The organism is Nitrospinota bacterium, assembly GCA_016208975.1.
GTDB lineage: Bacteria > Nitrospinota_A > UBA7883 > UBA7883 > JACRLM01 > JACQXA01.
In genome coordinates this window covers 1,668,293-1,685,550 of sequence record JACQXA010000004.1, presented here as the reverse complement: position 1 = coordinate 1,685,550, position 17,258 = coordinate 1,668,293, and the positions used below count along the sequence as shown (strand labels likewise).

At 57.6% G+C, this 17,258-nt stretch carries 11 protein-coding genes; 1 reads left to right on the top strand and 10 read right to left on the bottom strand.

The genetic code is table 11. The features are described from left to right. The first annotated feature begins 18 nt into the window (after positions 1 to 18). On the top strand, positions 19 to 2,427 hold the full coding sequence (locus HY751_11805; protein MBI4667080.1) for a PAS domain S-box protein: 2,409 nt from the start codon (positions 19 to 21) through the stop codon (positions 2,425 to 2,427). Between the two features lie 8 nt (positions 2,428 to 2,435). On the opposite strand, the gene HY751_11800 is transcribed toward HY751_11805, so the two are convergent. The 10 genes from HY751_11800 to HY751_11755 all read right to left on the bottom strand — a co-directional run bounded on the left by HY751_11800 (position 2,436) and on the right by HY751_11755 (position 17,257). Further along, positions 2,436 to 3,524 (bottom strand): chemotaxis response regulator protein-glutamate methylesterase, encoded by a 1,089-nt coding sequence (locus HY751_11800; GenBank protein MBI4667079.1) that lies wholly within the window; start codon positions 3,522 to 3,524, stop codon positions 2,436 to 2,438. A 48-nt stretch (positions 3,525 to 3,572) separates the two neighbouring features. Next, the gene (locus HY751_11795; GenBank protein ID MBI4667078.1) at positions 3,573 to 4,904 is read right to left on the bottom strand and encodes a HAMP domain-containing protein; all 1,332 of its coding nucleotides are present in this window, start codon (positions 4,902 to 4,904) and stop codon (positions 3,573 to 3,575) included. Between the two features lie 421 nt (positions 4,905 to 5,325). Then, entirely contained in the window at positions 5,326 to 5,853 is a 528-nt protein-coding gene (locus HY751_11790) for a purine-binding chemotaxis protein CheW (protein MBI4667077.1), read from the bottom strand. 66 nt (positions 5,854 to 5,919) lie between these two features. Continuing rightward, complete coding sequence (locus tag HY751_11785; GenBank protein MBI4667076.1) at positions 5,920 to 8,259, bottom strand: chemotaxis protein CheA; 2,340 nt, start codon at positions 8,257 to 8,259, stop codon at positions 5,920 to 5,922. A gap of 164 nt (positions 8,260 to 8,423) precedes the next feature. Continuing rightward, positions 8,424 to 9,047 (bottom strand): flagellar basal body-associated FliL family protein, encoded by a 624-nt coding sequence (locus HY751_11780; protein MBI4667075.1) that lies wholly within the window; start codon positions 9,045 to 9,047, stop codon positions 8,424 to 8,426. 24 nt (positions 9,048 to 9,071) lie between these two features. After that, entirely contained in the window at positions 9,072 to 10,241 is a 1,170-nt protein-coding gene (locus HY751_11775; protein ID MBI4667074.1) for a tetratricopeptide repeat protein, read from the bottom strand. A gap of 112 nt (positions 10,242 to 10,353) precedes the next feature. After that, positions 10,354 to 11,337, bottom strand: a complete 984-nt coding sequence (locus HY751_11770) for a HEAT repeat domain-containing protein (protein ID MBI4667073.1) — start codon at positions 11,335 to 11,337, stop codon at positions 10,354 to 10,356. A 343-nt stretch (positions 11,338 to 11,680) separates the two neighbouring features. Continuing rightward, positions 11,681 to 13,909: an NADP-dependent isocitrate dehydrogenase gene (locus tag HY751_11765; GenBank protein MBI4667072.1), complete on the bottom strand. Its 2,229-nt coding sequence runs from the start codon at positions 13,907 to 13,909 to the stop codon at positions 11,681 to 11,683. Between the two features lie 294 nt (positions 13,910 to 14,203). Beyond that, complete coding sequence (gene rnr / locus HY751_11760; GenBank protein ID MBI4667071.1) at positions 14,204 to 16,441, bottom strand: ribonuclease R; 2,238 nt, start codon at positions 16,439 to 16,441, stop codon at positions 14,204 to 14,206. Positions 16,442 to 16,561: 120 nt separating this feature from the next. After that, a complete protein-coding gene (locus HY751_11755) occupies positions 16,562 to 17,257 on the bottom strand; it encodes a nucleotide exchange factor GrpE (protein MBI4667070.1) in 696 nt (231 codons plus the stop codon). Position 17,258: the final 1 nt, after the last annotated feature.

Below are 17,258 nucleotides of genomic sequence, written 5' to 3'. Positions count from 1 at the left end.
GTTTGAGGTTGGGCATTAATGGGAACGCTGGAGATTTCATATGTAATCCCTTCGGAGGCCATTGACCGCCGCAAAGACATTAGCCATGTCCGCCGCTCCATAATAAACGCCGTTTATTTTGCGGACTGCGAGAAAGATTTCATGAAGAGGGTTTGCGGGGAACTGGTTGAGTTGAAAAGCTGTTCTGCGGCCATGTTCAATCCCATGGCCGACTGGGAAAACGGCAGGCCCCCCTGTGAGGACATCTTCGCTGGCGCGGGAGTGGACAAAGATTTCCTTTCAATGATTTCCGAAGAAAAACTATGGGAAATGGAGCCCGCGTTCAAGGCCATCCACCAGGGCAAGCCCATAGAATGTCTGAACTTGGAAAGCTTTTTAGGAGGCCGGGCGGAGCTTCAGGCCGCCAAGGCCATGGGCCTGAAATCCGCGGTATTTTGCCCCGTGATGACAAGGGAAAGGCTGTATGGGATGCTCTGCGTGTTTTCTCCCTTCGACCCGGCGTTTGACGAATACGGTTTGCTGGGCCTCCGGGACCTGGCGGCGGATATGGGTAGCGGGCTGGAAGCCATACAGGGCCGCAAAAAGCTGGCCAGCGTGGAGACCAGATTCTCGACACTTATCAACTCCGTGCCAGCCTATCTTTACGAGGCTGTCTTCAGCGCCGATTCCGTGATCACATGTTTTCACAGCCCCCAGTGTGAAAAAATAACGGGATACGCTCCTGAAGAATACATGGCGGATCCGGGCCTATGGTTCCGGATGGTCTATAAAGAGGACCGGGAAGAGGCCTTAAGGTTCTTTAAGGATATTCACTGCCTTCGCCATAGAAAGCCCATTGAGCACAGGATAATCCACAAGAACGGGTCCGTCCGGTGGGTACAGAACCATTGCAACCCCACATTGGACGATAATGGCCAGATTTCCCGGCTGGACGGGGTTATCCTGGACATTACAGACCGCAGGGTCATGGAAGAGGCGCTCAAGGAAAGCGAGGGGAAATACCGCGGCCTGTTTGAATCCGCCCGGGACATAATTTTCACCCTCAACGCTCTGGGTGAAATCACATCAATAAATGTTAGCGCGCAGGAGACGTTCGGATATCCGAGGGCGGAGCTGATGGGGGTCAGCGTGGGCGACATAGTGGCCCCGGAATATTTTGAGCGCTCGGCCCGGCGGCTGGATGCCATATGCCGTGGCTCCATTGAGCCCCTCCCCTTTGAGCTGGAGCTTATAAGGAAAGACGGGAACCGGGTGGCGCTGGAAGTGTTCGACCAGCCGATTGTCCGCCATGGCCGGGTTATCGGCGTGCAAGGGATAGCCCGGGATATAACGTCCCGCAAGAGGGCCGAAGAAGAGTTGAAAAGGGCCAAGCAGAAGGCTGAAGACGCCACGAAACTGAAAGATAAATTCGTTTCAATGGTGGCGCACGACCTTCGCTCCCCCATAAGCTCAATGGTAAGCCTTCTACGGTTGATGAGGAGCGGATCCCTGTCCGAGGCTGAAACGTCGGAGATGCTGACCAGGGCCATGCTGAACGGCGACAGGCTCCTCACCATGATAGACGAGCTGTTGAACATAAACCGGTTGCAAACCGGCAGGCTCACCATAAAACAAAGGTTCCTCAACGTGGCCAGCCTTACGGATTCCGTAATAGAGAGGGTTTCCGACTTGGCCGAAAGGAAGGGTGTAGCCCTGAAAAACAACCTGCCATTGAACCTGAGGATTTTCGCCGACGACGATCTTTTCGGCCAGGTGATCCAGAACCTGATCTCCAACGCCATCAAGTTTTGCAGAAGAGGCGGGTCTGTAAGCGTAGAGCCCCGCGCCGAGGGATCTGCCGGAGTGATAAGAGTTGTGGACAACGGCGTGGGAATACCCTCCGGGCTTTTACCGAACCTTTTCAGGTATGACATCCCCACCAGCACACCCGGCACCGAAGGCGAGCGGGGCACCGGGTATGGCCTGCCTTTCTGCAACGACATCGTAAAGGCCCACGGGGGGAAGGTGGAAGCGGAGTCCAAAGAGGGGCAGGGAAGCGTATTCACCATTACCCTGCCGCCTGCGCGGCCGGTGGCGCTGATAGTGGACGACGAGGAGACCGACCGTTACATATATCAGCGCCGGGTGGAGCGTATGGACGTGGACACCCTTGTGGCCGGCGATGGCAAGGAGGCGCTGGAGATAATCAAGGGTGGCGGGGTGAACCTTGTAATCACAGACATAAACATGCCGCTGATGACGGGGCTGGAGCTTCTTTGCGCCATTAAGGCGGATCCGGCCACTAAAAACATACCGGTAATATTGATCACGTCGAGCCTGAGCGAAGACACCCATGACGAGTTCATCGGGATGGGGGCCAGCGATTTCATCCACAAGCCGGTGAACGAAACCGAACTGGCATTAAGGATAAGGCAGTTGATAGGATAACGGCGCCTTTACAGGTTTCTTCTGAACGCCCCGCCCTTGCCGCCAGCCTCGGTGGCCATCCTCATAATGAGGGACGGAATCTGGTCCAGCGGCGCTTGACGCTCAACCCCTCCTTTTTCAAAAGCCACGCGGGGCATGCCGTACACCACGGAGGTCGCCTTGTCCTGGGCGATGGTCCTGGCCCCGGCCTGGCGCATGGCAAGAAGGCCCTCACCCCCGTCAAACCCCATGCCGGTAAGCACCACCCCCACCGCGCCGGGTCCGGCGATCTGGGCCACGGAGAGCATCATCACATCCACTGAAGGGCAGTGCCCGTTCACCCGTTCCCCAGGCTCGCAAATGACATGGTAACCATCCCCGGTTTTTTTAATACGCATTTGCAGGTCGCCAGGCGCCACCAGCGCCTGGCCGTTCCTGGCCAGTTCCCCCGATTCGGCTTCTTTAACGCTAACGGTACTAATTTCATTGAGTCGTTCCGCGAACACCTTGGTGAATCCAGCCGGCATGTGCTGGACTATCAGTATCGCCGGAGCGTTGGATGGAATGCGTGTAAGCACGGAACGTATGGCGTCGGTGCCACCGGTGGAGGCGCCTATGGCTATGAGTTTTGTGGCTGGCGCGCCTTCGGGTTTAGCGCCACGTTCAACCCGCCCCCCGGCCCTGGCGCGGCCCTGGCCGAGACTTGCGCGGTTTACGGAAGCGGCGGCCTTTATTTTCTCCACCAGCTCCGTGAGCATCCCGGTCAGCCCCCGGGCCATGTCCGCCGCGGGTTTGGTGACAAAATCCACAGCGCCATACTCCAGCGCCTCCAGGGTTATTTTCGCCCCCTCGCGGGTGAGGGCGCTCACCATTATCACCGGAACCGGATGTTGAGGCATGAGCCTTTTCAGGAACTCCACCCCGTCCATTTTCGGCATGTCCACGTCCAGGGTGACCACGTCGGGCTTGAGTTGCATGATCAAGTCCCAGGCCTCGAACGCATCTTTGGCCGCGCCCACCACCTCTATTCGGGCGTCCATGGAAAGGCTTTGCGCCAGTATGTTGCGCACCAGCGGCGAATCATCCACCACCAGAACGCGGATATTGCCATCAGTCATCAGCAAGTTCCCGCCGGGTTGATTATAAAGAAGGAAAGCTACGACAGGCTAGGCCCAGTCGTGACCTCCCATGCCGGAAGGAGGATTAAGCCTCCCGGCGATAACCGGCGCACCGGACGTAAGCGCCCTGGATGGCTCTTTAAGCCTGAACCTGGACAGCATCTCCTTAAGCTGGGCCACCTGGGTGGACAACTTCTCCGAGGCGGAGGCGCTCTTTTCCGCGATGTTGGTGTTCTGCTGGGTAACCTTCTCGATCTGGGACAGGGCCTTGTTCACCTCGGCGATGCCATGCGCCTGCTCGTTGGAGGCGGTGGCTATCTCGCCTACCAGCGTTGTCACCTTGGAAACCGAATTGACGATACCAGACAGGGCCACCGCTGTGCGGTCGGCTATCTCGGCGCCGTTCTGGGCCTTTTTCACGGAGCCTTCTATAAGTTCGGCCGTCTCCCGGGCCGCCTGGGCGCTCCTGGCGGCCAAGTTGCGCACCTCTTCGGCCACCACGGCGAAACCCTTTCCGTGTTTACCGGCCCGGGCCGCTTCCACCGCCGCGTTCAACGCCAGGAGGTTCGTCTGGAAAGCTATCTCGTCAATAACCTTGATGATCTTGGATATGTTCTGGCTGGAGTCGTTGATCTCCGCCATGGCGCCCACCATCTCTTTCATCTGGCTGTTGCCGCTTTCGGCCGCCTCGCGGGTCTGGGCGGCAAAAGTGTTAGCCTGTGTCGCGTTCTCGGCGTTGTGCCTGGTCTGTGAGCCCATCTGTTCCATGGCCGAGGTGATCTCGTCGAGAGAGCTGGCCTGGTCCGCCGCGCCCCGGAACAGCGCCTGCGAAGACTCCGACACCAGCGCCGAGCCCATGGCTATCTGCTCGCCTGTGCTGTTTATGCGGGCGATGAGGTCGTTGAGGCTGTCGTTGGTCTTGCCAAGCCCCTCGCGGATGACGCCCTTTGCCTCAAAGGTCAGGTCGCCGTCGGCCAGCTTATCGAACGCCGCCACCACCTCGAACTGGAGGCTGTCGGCGAAATCGTCCATGGCCTTGGCCATCTGGCCTATCTCATCGTCGCTGTCCATGTGCAGGCGGTTGTCCAGCTTGCCGCGGCCCAGTTCCTGGATAAGATGGACCGCCTTGCCCATGGGTATGGATACGGACCGGGCCAGCAACTGGCCGAATATCATCGCCACCACCGCCGAAAGGGCGCAAGCCACCCACGTCACGGTTATGCCCAGCGAGGCCATTTCTGATATGTCCTTCACCTGCGTGGCGATCTGGTTGCGGTTGTTCTTTATTATTTCGTCGGCCACGCTCACGATGTTTTCCGACTCTTCCTTAAGCTTGCCAAGAAGGGCCGCCGAGGAGGCCTCTTCCGCCGCTCCGCCCATCTGGCGCACCATTTCCTTCAGGTCCGAATGATAGGCGCGCAATTTGTCCCTCACCTCTTTGAGGGCGCCCCTGGTCTCCTGTTTGCCGCCGATCGAGTTGAACTCCTCGATAAGCCGGTCCACGTTGCCAAGATGGTCCTCCACCGCGTTGATGTACGAGGCGTCCCTGCGCAGAAGGAACTCTTTCTCGGCCACCCTGGCCTCCAGGATAGACGCCTTCACCTCCGCCGCTATCTCCTCGGCGCGCACCTCGCTCATAACGTCATTCCTGTAACCGTCGTTGACGACGTTGAGACGCCAGATGCCTATCACGCTCTGGAATATCAGTAGGAACACCACTACCCCGAACCCGCCGCCTATCTTCGCCCTTATCTTCATTTTTCACCACACGATGGAATGGATTTACTGTTCATTGAAACCTTCAGCCGTTCTCCTGCTCGCCCTGCCCGGCCTTGTCCGGATCCTCGTCGTAAAGCAATTTGCGAACGTCCAGGATGATCTTTACCTCGTTCCCCATTTTACCCAGCCCCTGTATGAACCGGCTGTTCGCGCCCCGGCTCACTCTCGGAGGGGGCTCCACGGAATCCTCGGGGATATCCGCCACCTCACTCACCTCGTCAACTATAAGCCCCACGATGGTCTCGTTGAGGATTGTTACTATGATGCATGTGCGCCCGTCGTACTCCCTGGGTTCCAGCCCGAAACGGAGCCTCACGTCGATTATGGGTATCACCGTTCCGCGCAGGTTTATCATGCCCATCACGAAATTTGGCATGTCCGGCACTTCGGTGATCTGCTGTATCCCGATTATCTCGGTGACGTGCCTTATCTCCAGGCCGTAGCCCTCGGCGCCCACACGGAAGGTCAGATACCGGTTTTTCTGCGAATCCTCGTCATCCCACGTGTCAAAATCTCCAAGGTCGCTGTCCAGCGAGTTGTCCCTGTTCATAGTCTGGTTCATCGTTTCACCAATCCGGAATAACGCCGATGATAAACCATTTTACCCGCCCGCGCTTTACCCATGCCTGGCCGTGGCCTCCACCAGCCCGCGCACGTCAAGGATAAGGCACACGTCGCCGTTGCCCAGTATGGTGCATCCTGAAACGCCCCGGACCTTGCCCACATCCATGATGTATTTGGAAAGCCCCTTGATAACCGTCTGTTGCTGGCCCAGTATCTCGTCCACGAAAAGGGCTATGTTGCCGTCGGCCGTATCCAGCACTATAAGTATGCCGTCGGAAAGCTCTTTGCTGTCGGGGCTAAGCCTGTGTAGCTCGTGCAGGCGCACCACCGGGATGAATTCCTCGCGCACGCGGGCCAGTTCCTGCCCGTCGGTGGATATTGTTATCACGCCGGGGTTGGGCGAGAAAGACTCGCGGATGGATATTATGGGCAGTATGTATTTGGACCTGCCCACGCGGATAAGCATACCGTCTATTATCGCCAGCGTAAGAGGTATCCTTAGCACAAACCGGGTACCCTGTCCTTTGGTGGAGGAAACCTCGATTTTGCAGTTTATCTTGTCCAGGTTCTGTTTGACCACGTCCATCCCGACACCGCGCCCGGACACGTCCGAGATTTTGTCGGCGGTGGAGAAGCCAGGCAGGAATATGAAGCCGAACACCGCCTTGTCGGAGAGATCGGACCCGTCCCCCTCCAGCGCGCCCACCTGTCGGGCCTTGGCGATTATCCTGTCCCGGTCCAGCCCCTTGCCATCATCCTCGATTGTGATCCATACCTCCCCTTCCTCGTGGCTGGCGGAAAGGTTCACCGTGCCGGTTTCAGGCTTGCCCGCATTTTTGCGCTCCTCGGGGGTCTCCACCCCGTGGTCGGCCGCGTTTCTTATCATGTGCACCAGCGGGTCGGTGATGATCTCGATGATGGTCTTGTCCACCTCGGTCTCCTCGCCGGCAAGCCTAAGCTCCACCTTCTTGTTGCATTTGACCGCCAGGTCGTGCACCAGGCGGATCATCCTCCGGAACAGCCCCGACACCGGCACCATGCGGATGACCATGGCCAGTTCCTGCAGTTCCCTCACTATCTTGGAGGTCTGCTGGGCCGCTTTGTTGAAGTTTTCCAGCTCCAGCCCCGAAAGGTCCGGATTGTTCACCAGCATGTTCTCGGCGATGACAAGCTCCCCGATCAGGGTGATCAGGGTGTCCAGCTTCTCCAGGTCCACCCGGATGTCCTGCCGTTTGATGGCGGCGGTTTTCGGCTTGGCCCCTTCTTCTTTCTGGGATTGCTTGTTAAGCGCCCTTTCAACCGCGTCGTGGTTGGCCACGCCAAGGTCCACCAGGATTTCCCCAAGTGGTTTGCTCTGCACATCAAGGGCTTTAACCACATCCTCCGCCGACACCACCCCCTCGGCCACGAGGATCTCCCCGATCCTGTTCACTTCCCGCTCTTCGCCACCCGGGGGCGCCGCGGCTTTGGCCTCCTCCTCCAGAAGGCTTACGAGAGCCTCCAGGCCGATTATGGCGCCCGAGCCGCCCTGGGACGCGTCGGCTATGGCGTTACGGAGCGTGTCTTTCAGCTGTAACATCGTGTCCGCGGCATGGGACACATCCATCGAGGCTCCGGAACGGGCTATGTCCAGAAGGTTTTCCATCTGGTGGCTTAGCCGCTCCATGTCGGCGTAGCCGAAAAATCCGCAGTTCCCCTTGAAGCTGTGGATATTCCTGAACGATTCAGACACCACTTCCTTGCTGTCGGGAGATTTTATCCACTCCAGCAGGTTGTGCTCCAGCTTCTGCAAAAGCTCGTCGGACTCCTGGATGAACCTTTCCACCATCTCCGGAGTTATGAAAAATTCCGTTTCTTTCTTGGCTGGCGGAGGCGCTGGCGCCTTTGGCGCTTCCATAACGGGTGGCGCGGCCACTGGAGCCTGCGACGGTTTTACCGGGGCCGCGGAAAGCTCCAGAACCGGAACCTGTGGTTTTGCGGCCGACCGGCCGGAGATGGCCCCATGCAAACGGGCCGTAAGGGTTTTCGCGCCGTCCTCCATCCCGGAGTCGTTCAGGTGGTTCTCCACATAAACCAGCGCCTCTTTGGCGAAATCGGAAGCCTGGATAAAGAGATCCACATGGCCGGGTATCTCAAGTTTTATCTGGCCCGACCGTATCTGGTCCAAAAGGCTCTCGGCGGCGTGGGTCACGTTGGCTATGTGGCGCAGGCCGAGGAAGCTGGCCGTGCCTTTCATGGAATGGAACAGGCGGAATATGACGTTTATGGCCTGAGGGTCTCCCTCGCTACGGCCAAGCTCGATGATGGACTGCTCCAGTTGCTCCAGCGCGTCCCGGCTCTCCTGGATGAAGTCCTGAATTATTTCAATGTTGTCGTTGGTAAGTTCGGACATATTTATAGCTAATTCCCGCGAGGACTGACTCCCCGCGCCACGCTGAATGAAAGAAGTGTGGAAGCCGCTAAAACCCACCAATGAGCTTCCAGCGCAGGCAAATCATATCAGGTTGCCGGGCCGGATGACAACATTGTGATGAAAAAAACTGTCTGCCGGTGAAATTAACCCACCACAAGCTCTGTGATAAGCGCTTTTGTCACCCCGCCGGACTGGATGGACCGGTTAATCGCTATGGCCACGTCCACCGATAGCTGGCCCAGCTTTTCCGCTCCTTTAAAATCCTCCCGGGATTTGCCGCGAAGGATGAAAAACACGTTTTCCCTCACCAGGGTCACGTTCCTGTCCAAGTCGCCTTTCACATCTGGATCGCTTATTTCCAGCGAGAACTGGATGCGGACGAACCCGCCAGGAGCGCCGTCTTTGCCTGGCAATGGAACGAAAAACGGCTCCAGCACATACAGCGCCTGGTTTACCCCGCCCCCCTCGGGCGTTTTGGGCGCTTCCTGGGGCGGTGGGGCAGGAGGCGCCTCCGGAGCCTGAGCCTCATTCTCCCCGGCGAAGATGAAGGTCACCGCCACCCATATGATCAACCCCAAAACGACTATGGCGGCGACTCCAGCCCCGGTGATCATCAGGAGCTTGACCTTGTTTATTTTCCTGTGATGCTTGGGCTCCTCCGGTTTCTTCTCCGGAGGCGGGGGCGCAGGAGGAGGAGGCTCGGGCTTTTTCTCTTCGGCGAGGAACTCTTGGTCTATGTCCAGCTCGGTTCTGCGTTTTTTCGCCATGTATTGAACCTTACAGGATCAGCGTTATTTTTTGCCCGAAAGCTCGTTGACTTTACTTAGCATATTTTTGCATTCGGCAAACTCCGGGTCAAGGTCCAGCGCTTTTCTGAAATACTCGGCGGCGTCCCTGTAAAAAGCCTGTTCCATAAGCAGACGCCCCACGTTGAAATAGAGCACCTCGTTCTCCGGCTCCAGCTTTATGGCTCTCTGGTACACCTTTAAAGCCTCGTCGAACTGCCCTTTCTTACGCAGGGCGATACCCAGCCGGTTGTACACATGAACGCTTTCGAATATGTCTATGGAGTGGGAGAACGCGTCGGCGGCCTTGGAATCGTCCCCGGCGGCCAGGTACACCTCGCCTATCTGGGTGTGGATGTCCGGATTGTGCTCGGCGTTGCGCGTGGCCATCTCCAGCGCCTGGTCCGCCTTTTCCTTGTCGCCCCTCTTTAAGTGCAGTTTTCCTATCTCAAGGTATCTTTCCGGATTGTTGGGGCTTATCTGGCTGGCCTTCTCCAGGACCTTCACCGCTTCGTCGGATTTCCCCAAATTGTCATATACGGCGCTTAGCCCCTCATAGGCCCGGATGTATTGGGGATTGACCGCCATGGCCTCCTTGTGCCACTTTTCGGCCTCCTTCATATCACCTTTTTTCGAGTGCGCCTCACCCAGTGAGAACCTCGCCCTCGCCGAGTCTGGCCGGATGTTGAGCGACTCGGTGAAAGCTCCTATGGCCTTGTCATACTGCTGGGAATCCATATACACCTGACCGGCTTTCATGTTCCGTTCAAATGGGGACGGGTTTTCCCTGTTGGAGAAGATGGCCATTATCTTCTCCTCCAGCGCCTTGGCCACGAAGGGTTTTATAAGATAGCCGTCCACCTCGGTCTCGGCCGCCTGGACGATGTTCCCCTCGGCCACCTCCGCGGTGATCATTATGAACGGGAGGTCCCGCAGGCGGGAGTTGTCCCTCACCCGGCGTAAAAGCTCAAGGCCGGGCATTTCAGGCATGTTCCAGTCGGAAACCATGATGTCGATCTTGCTTTTGTTCAGGATTTCCCAGGCCTTAAGGCCATTCTCGGCCTCTATGACATTCTCGAAACCTATGGCGCGCAACATGTTCTTGATGGTTCTACGCATGTTGAACATGTCATCGGCGACCAGGGCAGTAAGGTTTTTAAAATCGGATTGCCTCATTTAAATCAATAACACCCGTTTGTGTTTGTGCTTTTGCGCCGCAAATCAACAGGCAAGCGCCAATAAAACAACAATAATACCATGGATAAAGGCTGTTTGGACTGAGTAGAAATCAGGCGGCGCCAGCCTTGGCTATCTGTATGAGCCGGATAACGCTTATGGCCGCCGTACTGCGGACATCCTCCTGCTCATCCCCCAGATGCTCTTTTATGTTCTCCAGCGCGTCGGTGGCTTTCAGGTTGGTAAGGGCCTCTATGGCGGCCTTGCGCACCATCCAGTGCTCATCGTTCAAGGCTATCACCAGGGCTGGGGCCGCATCGTGGGTCTTCATGTTGCCAAGGGCCGTGGCGGCCACCTTGCGGACCTCGTAATTGTTGTCGTTAACCACCACATTGGAAAGGGCTGGCACCGCCCCCTCCGGCTTGATGTGGTTAAGGGTTATCACCGCCTCGATACGGATGGCGAACTTTTCGTCATCCAAAAGGCGCAAGGCCTCGTCCACGGCCTCCACGGCCTTCAGCTTGCCGAGGGTGACAAGCGCCATTTTCCTCACGTTCCAGTCCGCGTCGTTGAGCGCCTCTAAAAGCTTGTCTATGGCCTGGGTGGCGTTGAGGTTCCCTAAGCCGGCCATGGCCGCTATGCGGGCGGTGGGGTTGCCGGAATCCATTGACATCATAAGCGGTATCACCACCAGGTCCGGCCTCAACTTGCTCAAGGCCAGCGCCGCCGCCTTTTTGATCTGCCACGGGTCACCCACGGGCTTCTTGGGATCCACCGGGCTTCCAGGCTTGGCCTTGGGGTCCGCCTCTTCCCCCTTAGCCGCCACCCATTGCAGGACCGCTTTGCGGGCGGAAGCGTCGTCTTCGCTACCCAGGACTTTGCCGAGTATATCCGCCGCTTCCACCACCTTCGCTTCCGCTATGGATTGTATGGCCGCTTCTCTCACCTGCCACACTTTGTCTTTCAGCAGTTTGATCAGGGCGTTTTTCAGATGGGTGGTATCGGCTTCGGACAGGGCCACGGCCGCGGCCTTGCGCACGTTGGCGTCGGCGTCGTCACAGGCTTTTAAAAGTATTTCAGATATCTTCTGTTCCATTTGGCCCTTGGTTACCAGTAATAAAAATCTCAGGCATGTTATCCCCCCGCCGGGCTTTAAGTCAAATGCACTCCCGGGGTGGTGTGTCCCAGTTTGAATCTCAAATAATGGACAGATCCTTCACTTCGCTTGCGCTTCGCCCAGGATGACAATGTTATCAACGGCTTTTATATTGTCATTCTGGGCGTAAGTGAAAAATCTCCCCTGTACTTTCAAACTGAGACACTACCCCCGGGGTGGGTCTGGCAAGACCCGCTGGCCTGCGCCGGGCAATGACGGGGGAGGGGAAGCAAAAACCAAAAAAGGGAGCGCAAACGTAAAGCCTGCGCCCCCTTCAGGTGATTTAGATGGAATCTATTATCGCGTTCAAGGTCGCGCTGGGCCGCATGACCTTGGAGGTCTTCCCCCTGTCCTTGAGGTAATAGCCTCCGAGATCGGCGGGCTTGCCCTGCGCCTCGTTGAGTTCCGCCACGATCCTGGCCTCGCTCTCCGCAAGCTTCTTTGCCACGGGGGCAAACAGCGCTTTCAACTCCGCGTCCTTGTCCTGGGCGGCCAACGCCTGGGCCCAGTACATGGCTAGATAGAAGTGGCTTCCACGGTTGTCTATGTCCCCGCACTTTCTCCGGGGCGACTTGTCGTTCTCCAGGAACATGCCGGTGGCCTGGTCGAGGGTGTCGGCCAGTACCTGGGCTTTCTTATTGCCGGTGAGATTGCCCAAATGCTCCAGCGACGGGACAAGCGCCAGGAACTCGCCGAGAGAGTCCCACCTCAAGAAGTTCTCCTCCATAAGCTGTTGCACATGCTTCGGGGCGGATCCGCCAGCGCCTGTCTCAAACAGGCCACCGCCGTTCATGAGGGGAACTATCGAGAGCATTTTCGCGCTGGTGCCCAGCTCCAGTATCGGGAAAAGATCGGTATTGTAGTCGCGCAGGACGTTACCGGTGACGGAGATGGTGTCTTTACCCTCCCTCATCCGCTCAACGGACAATTTGGTGGCTTCCTCCGGGGACATTATGCGGATGTCCAGACCTTTGGTGTCGTGATCCTTCAGGTATTCATCCACTTTCCTGATCAGTTCGGCGTCGTGCGCCCTGGTCTTGTCCAGCCAGAAAACGGTGGGCGCTCCGGTTGCCCGGGCGCGGGTCACCGCCAGTTTCACCCAGTCGCGGATGGGCGCGTCTTTCACCCGGCACATTCTCCAGATGTCCCCGGCCTCCACGGAGTGCTCGATTATCGTGTTCCCGGAAGCGTCCACGACGCGGACTTTGCCGTCGCCCGGAACTTCATAGGTCGTGCCGTGGGAGCCGTACTCTTCCGCCGCCTGGGCCATAAGCCCCACGTTGGGCACGGTCCCCATCGTGGAAGGATTCAGCGCCCCGTGGGCTTTGCAGTTGTCAATGGTCGCCTGATAGAGCCCGGCATAGCTGTGGTCGGGAATGGTGAATTTGGTGTCGTGCTGTTTGCCGTCCGGGCCCCACATCTGTCCCGACGCGCGAATGGCCGCAGGCATAGAGGCGTCTATAATAACGTCGCTGGGAACGTGGAGGTTGGTGATACCCTTGCCCGAGTCCACCATCGCTATCCTGGGCCGTTTCCGGTAAACCTCCTGGATGTCCGCCTCAATCTCTTTCTGCTTGGCTTCCGGCAGGCTCTTGATTTTCGCGTAAAGGTCGCCAATGCCGTTATTCGGGTTGACGCCCAGTTCCGCCAGAACCGCCGCGTGCTTTTCAAAAATATCTTCATAGAAGACCCTTACCGCATGGCCGAACATGATGGGATCGGACACCTTCATCATCGTGGCTTTCAGGTGCAGTGAAAAGAGGACATCGTTCTTTTTGGCGTCCTCTATCTGCTCCTTGATAAATTTCACGAAAGCCTTTTTGCTCATGAACGTTCCATCCACCACCTCGCCTGCGGTAATAGCCAGCTTGTCCTTGAGGACGGTGACATTGCCGCTACCATCGACGAATTCGATTTTCACCGTGGTGGCCGCAGGGGCCGTGACCGATTTCTCGTTGGCAAGGAAATCGCCCTCGGTCATCGTGGCCACATGGGATTTGGAATTCTGCTTCCATTCACCCATGGAGTGGGGGTGTTTTTTGGCGTAATTTTTCACCGCCAGGGGCGCGCGCCGGTCGGAATTGCCCTCCCGGAGCACTGGATTGACGGCGCTTCCCAGCACCTTGGCGTACCTTGCCTTAATCTCTTTTTCGGCGTCGTTCTGCGGGTTCTCGGGATAATCCGGGACTTTGAATCCTTTTTCCTGCAATTCTTTTATGGCCGCCTTGAGTTGCGGAATGGAGGCGCTGATGTTCGGCAGTTTGATGATATTGGCCTCTGGCCGCTTCGCCAACTCACCCAGTTCGGCAAGATAATCGGGTATCCTCTGTTCCGGGGCAAGATAATCGGGGAAATTCGCCAGTATCCTGCCCGAAAGGGAAATATCCTTCGTTTCAACGGCAATTCCAGCAGGTTTCGTAAATGCTTGAATGATGGGAAGCAAGGAGTAAGTCGCCAGCGCGGGCGCTTCGTCGATCTCGGTGTAAATGATCTTGGCTTGTTGCGATGACATGCGTTTCCCTTACATCATTGTGGTTATTAGACTATGTTTAACTTGCCTAAAGACAGGCGGTAGATAATAACACATTCCCATAAAAAGCCAACAGGTGATTGCGGTTAGGCGGTGTCTCAGTTTGAATCTCAAATAATAGACAGATCCTTCACTTCGCTTGCGCTTCGCTCAGGATGACACTGTTATCAACGGCTTTTATATTGTAATTCTGAGCGTAAGTGAAGAATCTCCCCTGTACTTTCAAACTGAGACACTGCTTACGGTTGGGGATGTCCCCTGCCTGCCAAGGATTTTTTATGGCTTTTTCCTGCGTTTGAGGCTTTTGGGCCGGGCGCTTCTGGCCGGCCGGCCGGCTCTTTGGCCGCTCCGGGGCGCGGGCCGCTCCACGGCGGCGCCCCCCCGCGCTGTTTTCCGCGAGGGCTTGTGGGCCTGTTCTATCAGCGAAAGGTCAATTCTCCGCCGCTCCACCGAAACGTTTTCCACCCGCACCCGGACGATATCCCCAAGCCTGAACCTTTTTTTGCGGCGCTGGCCAATCAGGGCGTGGCCCGCCTCGTCGTAACGGTAATAATCGTCCGCCACAGAGCTTATCCGCACCAGCCCCTCCACCGGAGGCTCCGAAAGCTCCACGAAAAAACCGAAAGCGGTAACGCCGGAGATTATTCCCTCGTACTCTTCCCCCACCTTATCAACCATAAACTGGGTCTGCCGCAGTTTTACCACGTCCCGCTCGGCCTCTTCGGCGGTCCGCTCGGTTTTGGATGTCTGTTCCGCTATGGAGGGCAACACGGTGTCCCAATGCTCGTCCCGCCTGGGGCCGCGCAAAAGCTCTTTGAGAAGCCGGTGGACCACCAGGTCCGGGTATCTTCTGATGGGGCTTGTGAAGTGGGTGTAATGCTCGAACGCCAGCCCGAAATGCCCTATGTTGTCCACTGTGTAACGGGCCTGTTTCATGGAGCGCAACAGCACATGGGTCACAAGTTTCTCTTCCGGCTTGCCTTTTACCTCCCCTAAAATGCCCTGCATCCTCTTGGGGGTCATTTTCTCCCCCTTTTTCACCCGCAAGCCCAACGACCCGGCGAACTCGATGAACGCCTCCAGCTTCAAAGGGTCAGGCTCGTCGTGAACCCTGTATATGGCGGGGATGTTTTTCTTGAGGAAATGGCCCGCCACCGCCCGGTTGGCCGCCAGCATGAACTCTTCTATGAGTTTGTGGGCCACGTTGCGCTCGGCGGTTATGATGCTCTCGGGCCTGCCGGTGACGTCCAGGATTATCTCCGGCTCCGGCAGGTCGAAATCTATGGCCCCGGCCATGGCGCGTTTGTGTCGCAACAGCGCCGCCAGTTCCGCCATAAGCTTGAAGTTCTTCTCCAGCCAGCCATAACGCGCCAGCAGGTCCTGGTCTTTGCCCTCCAGGATGGCCGCTACGTTGGTGTAGGTCATCCTCTCCACGGAGCGGATCACCGATTCGGCTACCTGGTACCCGGTCATCTCCCCGTGGCGGTCGAAAGTCATGACGCAACTTAGCGTGAGCCTGTCCACCTTCGGTTTGAGCGAACAAAGGTCGTTGGACAGTTCGAAGGGCAACATGGGAATCACCGAGCCCGGGAAATATACCGACGTGCCCCGTTTTAGCGCCTCCCGGTCCAGCGTGGTACCCTCACGCACATAATGGGAAACGTCGGCTATGTGCACCCCCAGCCTGTATTGGCCGTTATCCAGCCGCTCCACCTCCACGGCGTCGTCGAAATCTTTGGCGGTCTCTCCGTCTATGGTCACGATGGGCCTTGCCCGAAGGTCCAGCCTGCCACGGTAATCCTTCTCGGAAGGGGTGGGGCAAGCCTTGGCCTCCTGCTCGGCGGCCCGGGGGAACTCCTGCCGCAGGTTGTACTGGGTGATGATCACCTGGATCTCCACCGACGGGTCGTCCGCCTCCCCCAGGACTTTCGCCACCCGGCCCACCAACTGCCGCTGGCCCGATGGATATTCGGTTATTTCCGCCACCACCGCCTGGCCTGGCTTGGCTCCTCCGGATTCACGGGCGGGTATCAAAATGTCCTGGTTTAGCCGCTGGTCGAACGGAACCACGTAGCCCGCGTTCCTGGCTCTTTCATAAATGCCGGGCACCATGGTATGCGCCCGTTCCAGAACCCTTATCACCTGGCCCGAGGGTTTGGCGCCCCGGCCGCTCTCCACCCTGGCCACCACCTTGTCGCCGTTCATGGCGCCGCTTAGGGCGCGGGGGCTCAGGAAAACGTCGGGCTGGGTTTTGTCGTCGGGTATGAGGAATCCGAACCCGTCCGCGCTCCCCTGCACCCTGCCGGTGACCAGGTTCATCTCTTCCGGCAGTCCGTAAAGATCCCCTTTGAGCCTGACTATTACGCCGGAATGGACCAGGTCGCGGATTTTCTTCCGGTACCTGCTACGCTCCTCGGAGGGGGCCTTCAAGCGCGTGAGGATCTCCCGCATGGATAATGGGGCCGTAAGCAGTGAGCGCAGTTTTTCGGCCAGCGGGTCTTTGGGGGAACTCATGGGCGGATACCGCCAGGCAAGATAATCATGGGGTTATTCTAACCCACTTTGGCCCCTTGCCCAAATATTATGACGGAATGGTAAATGCCCGCCACCGGTCAAGGATGGCGGGCCTTGACGCTATTGGGAACCGGCGGGGGCTTGCGCCCCTCCTTCCGGCACAGAAGAGGGGTTGTTGGCCACTTTCACCTTGGACGTGCGCAATACCCTGTCCTTGAATATGTAACCGGGGATGAACTCTTCCATAACCGTCCCGTCGGGATGCTCATGGGTCTCCGCCATCTGGATGGCTTCGCAATTCGTCGGGTCAAGCGGTTTGCCCACAACGTCCAGCCGTTCCAGCCCAAGCCCTTTAAGGACGCCGGTTATCTGCTTGTGGATAAGCTCCACGCCTTCCAAAAGCTTCGCCGCGTCCGCCCCCTCCCGGCCGGCCTTGATGGCGTTCTCCAGGTTGTCCAGCGCGGGCAGAAGCCCTTTTACGGCGGGAACCGCCGCGTATTTCTCAAACTCCTCTTTCTCGCGGGCCAGCCTTTTTTTGTAATTTTCCGCCTCGGCCATGGCGCGGAGGGACTGGTCCCTGGCCGAGATCATATCGTCCTCCCGTTTCTTCAGTTCCTCGGTGAGGTTTTCTATGATCTCCTTCAGCTCCGCCACCTCGTCTTCCTTTTTCCGGGGAAGCTCCTTGCGCGCAAGGCTGGGGGTCTCCCGCTCCTCCACCGGGGACACAAGGTCCTCAATGGCGCTCTCAAACTCATCCTCGCCGCCGCCCTGCATTGGGACTGGCGTTTCTTCCGCTTTTCCGTCTTCTATTTCCACT

Coding starts and splice junctions, on each gene's coding strand:
- HY751_11805 (MBI4667080.1), top strand. CDS start 19: ATGGGAACGCTGGAGATTTCATATGTAATCCCTTCGGAGGCCATTGAC.
- HY751_11785 (MBI4667076.1), bottom strand. CDS start 8,259: ATGTCCGAACTTACCAACGACAACATTGAAATAATTCAGGACTTCATC.
- HY751_11765 (MBI4667072.1), bottom strand. CDS start 13,909: ATGTCATCGCAACAAGCCAAGATCATTTACACCGAGATCGACGAAGCG.
- rnr (MBI4667071.1), bottom strand. CDS start 16,441: ATGAGTTCCCCCAAAGACCCGCTGGCCGAAAAACTGCGCTCACTGCTT.
- HY751_11770 (MBI4667073.1), bottom strand. CDS start 11,337: ATGGAACAGAAGATATCTGAAATACTTTTAAAAGCCTGTGACGACGCC.
- HY751_11800 (MBI4667079.1), bottom strand. CDS start 3,524: ATGACTGATGGCAATATCCGCGTTCTGGTGGTGGATGATTCGCCGCTG.
- HY751_11795 (MBI4667078.1), bottom strand. CDS start 4,904: ATGGGCGGAGCGGCGGAAGAGGCCTCCTCGGCGGCCCTTCTTGGCAAG.
- HY751_11775 (MBI4667074.1), bottom strand. CDS start 10,241: ATGAGGCAATCCGATTTTAAAAACCTTACTGCCCTGGTCGCCGATGAC.
- HY751_11780 (MBI4667075.1), bottom strand. CDS start 9,047: ATGGCGAAAAAACGCAGAACCGAGCTGGACATAGACCAAGAGTTCCTC.
- HY751_11790 (MBI4667077.1), bottom strand. CDS start 5,853: ATGAACAGGGACAACTCGCTGGACAGCGACCTTGGAGATTTTGACACG.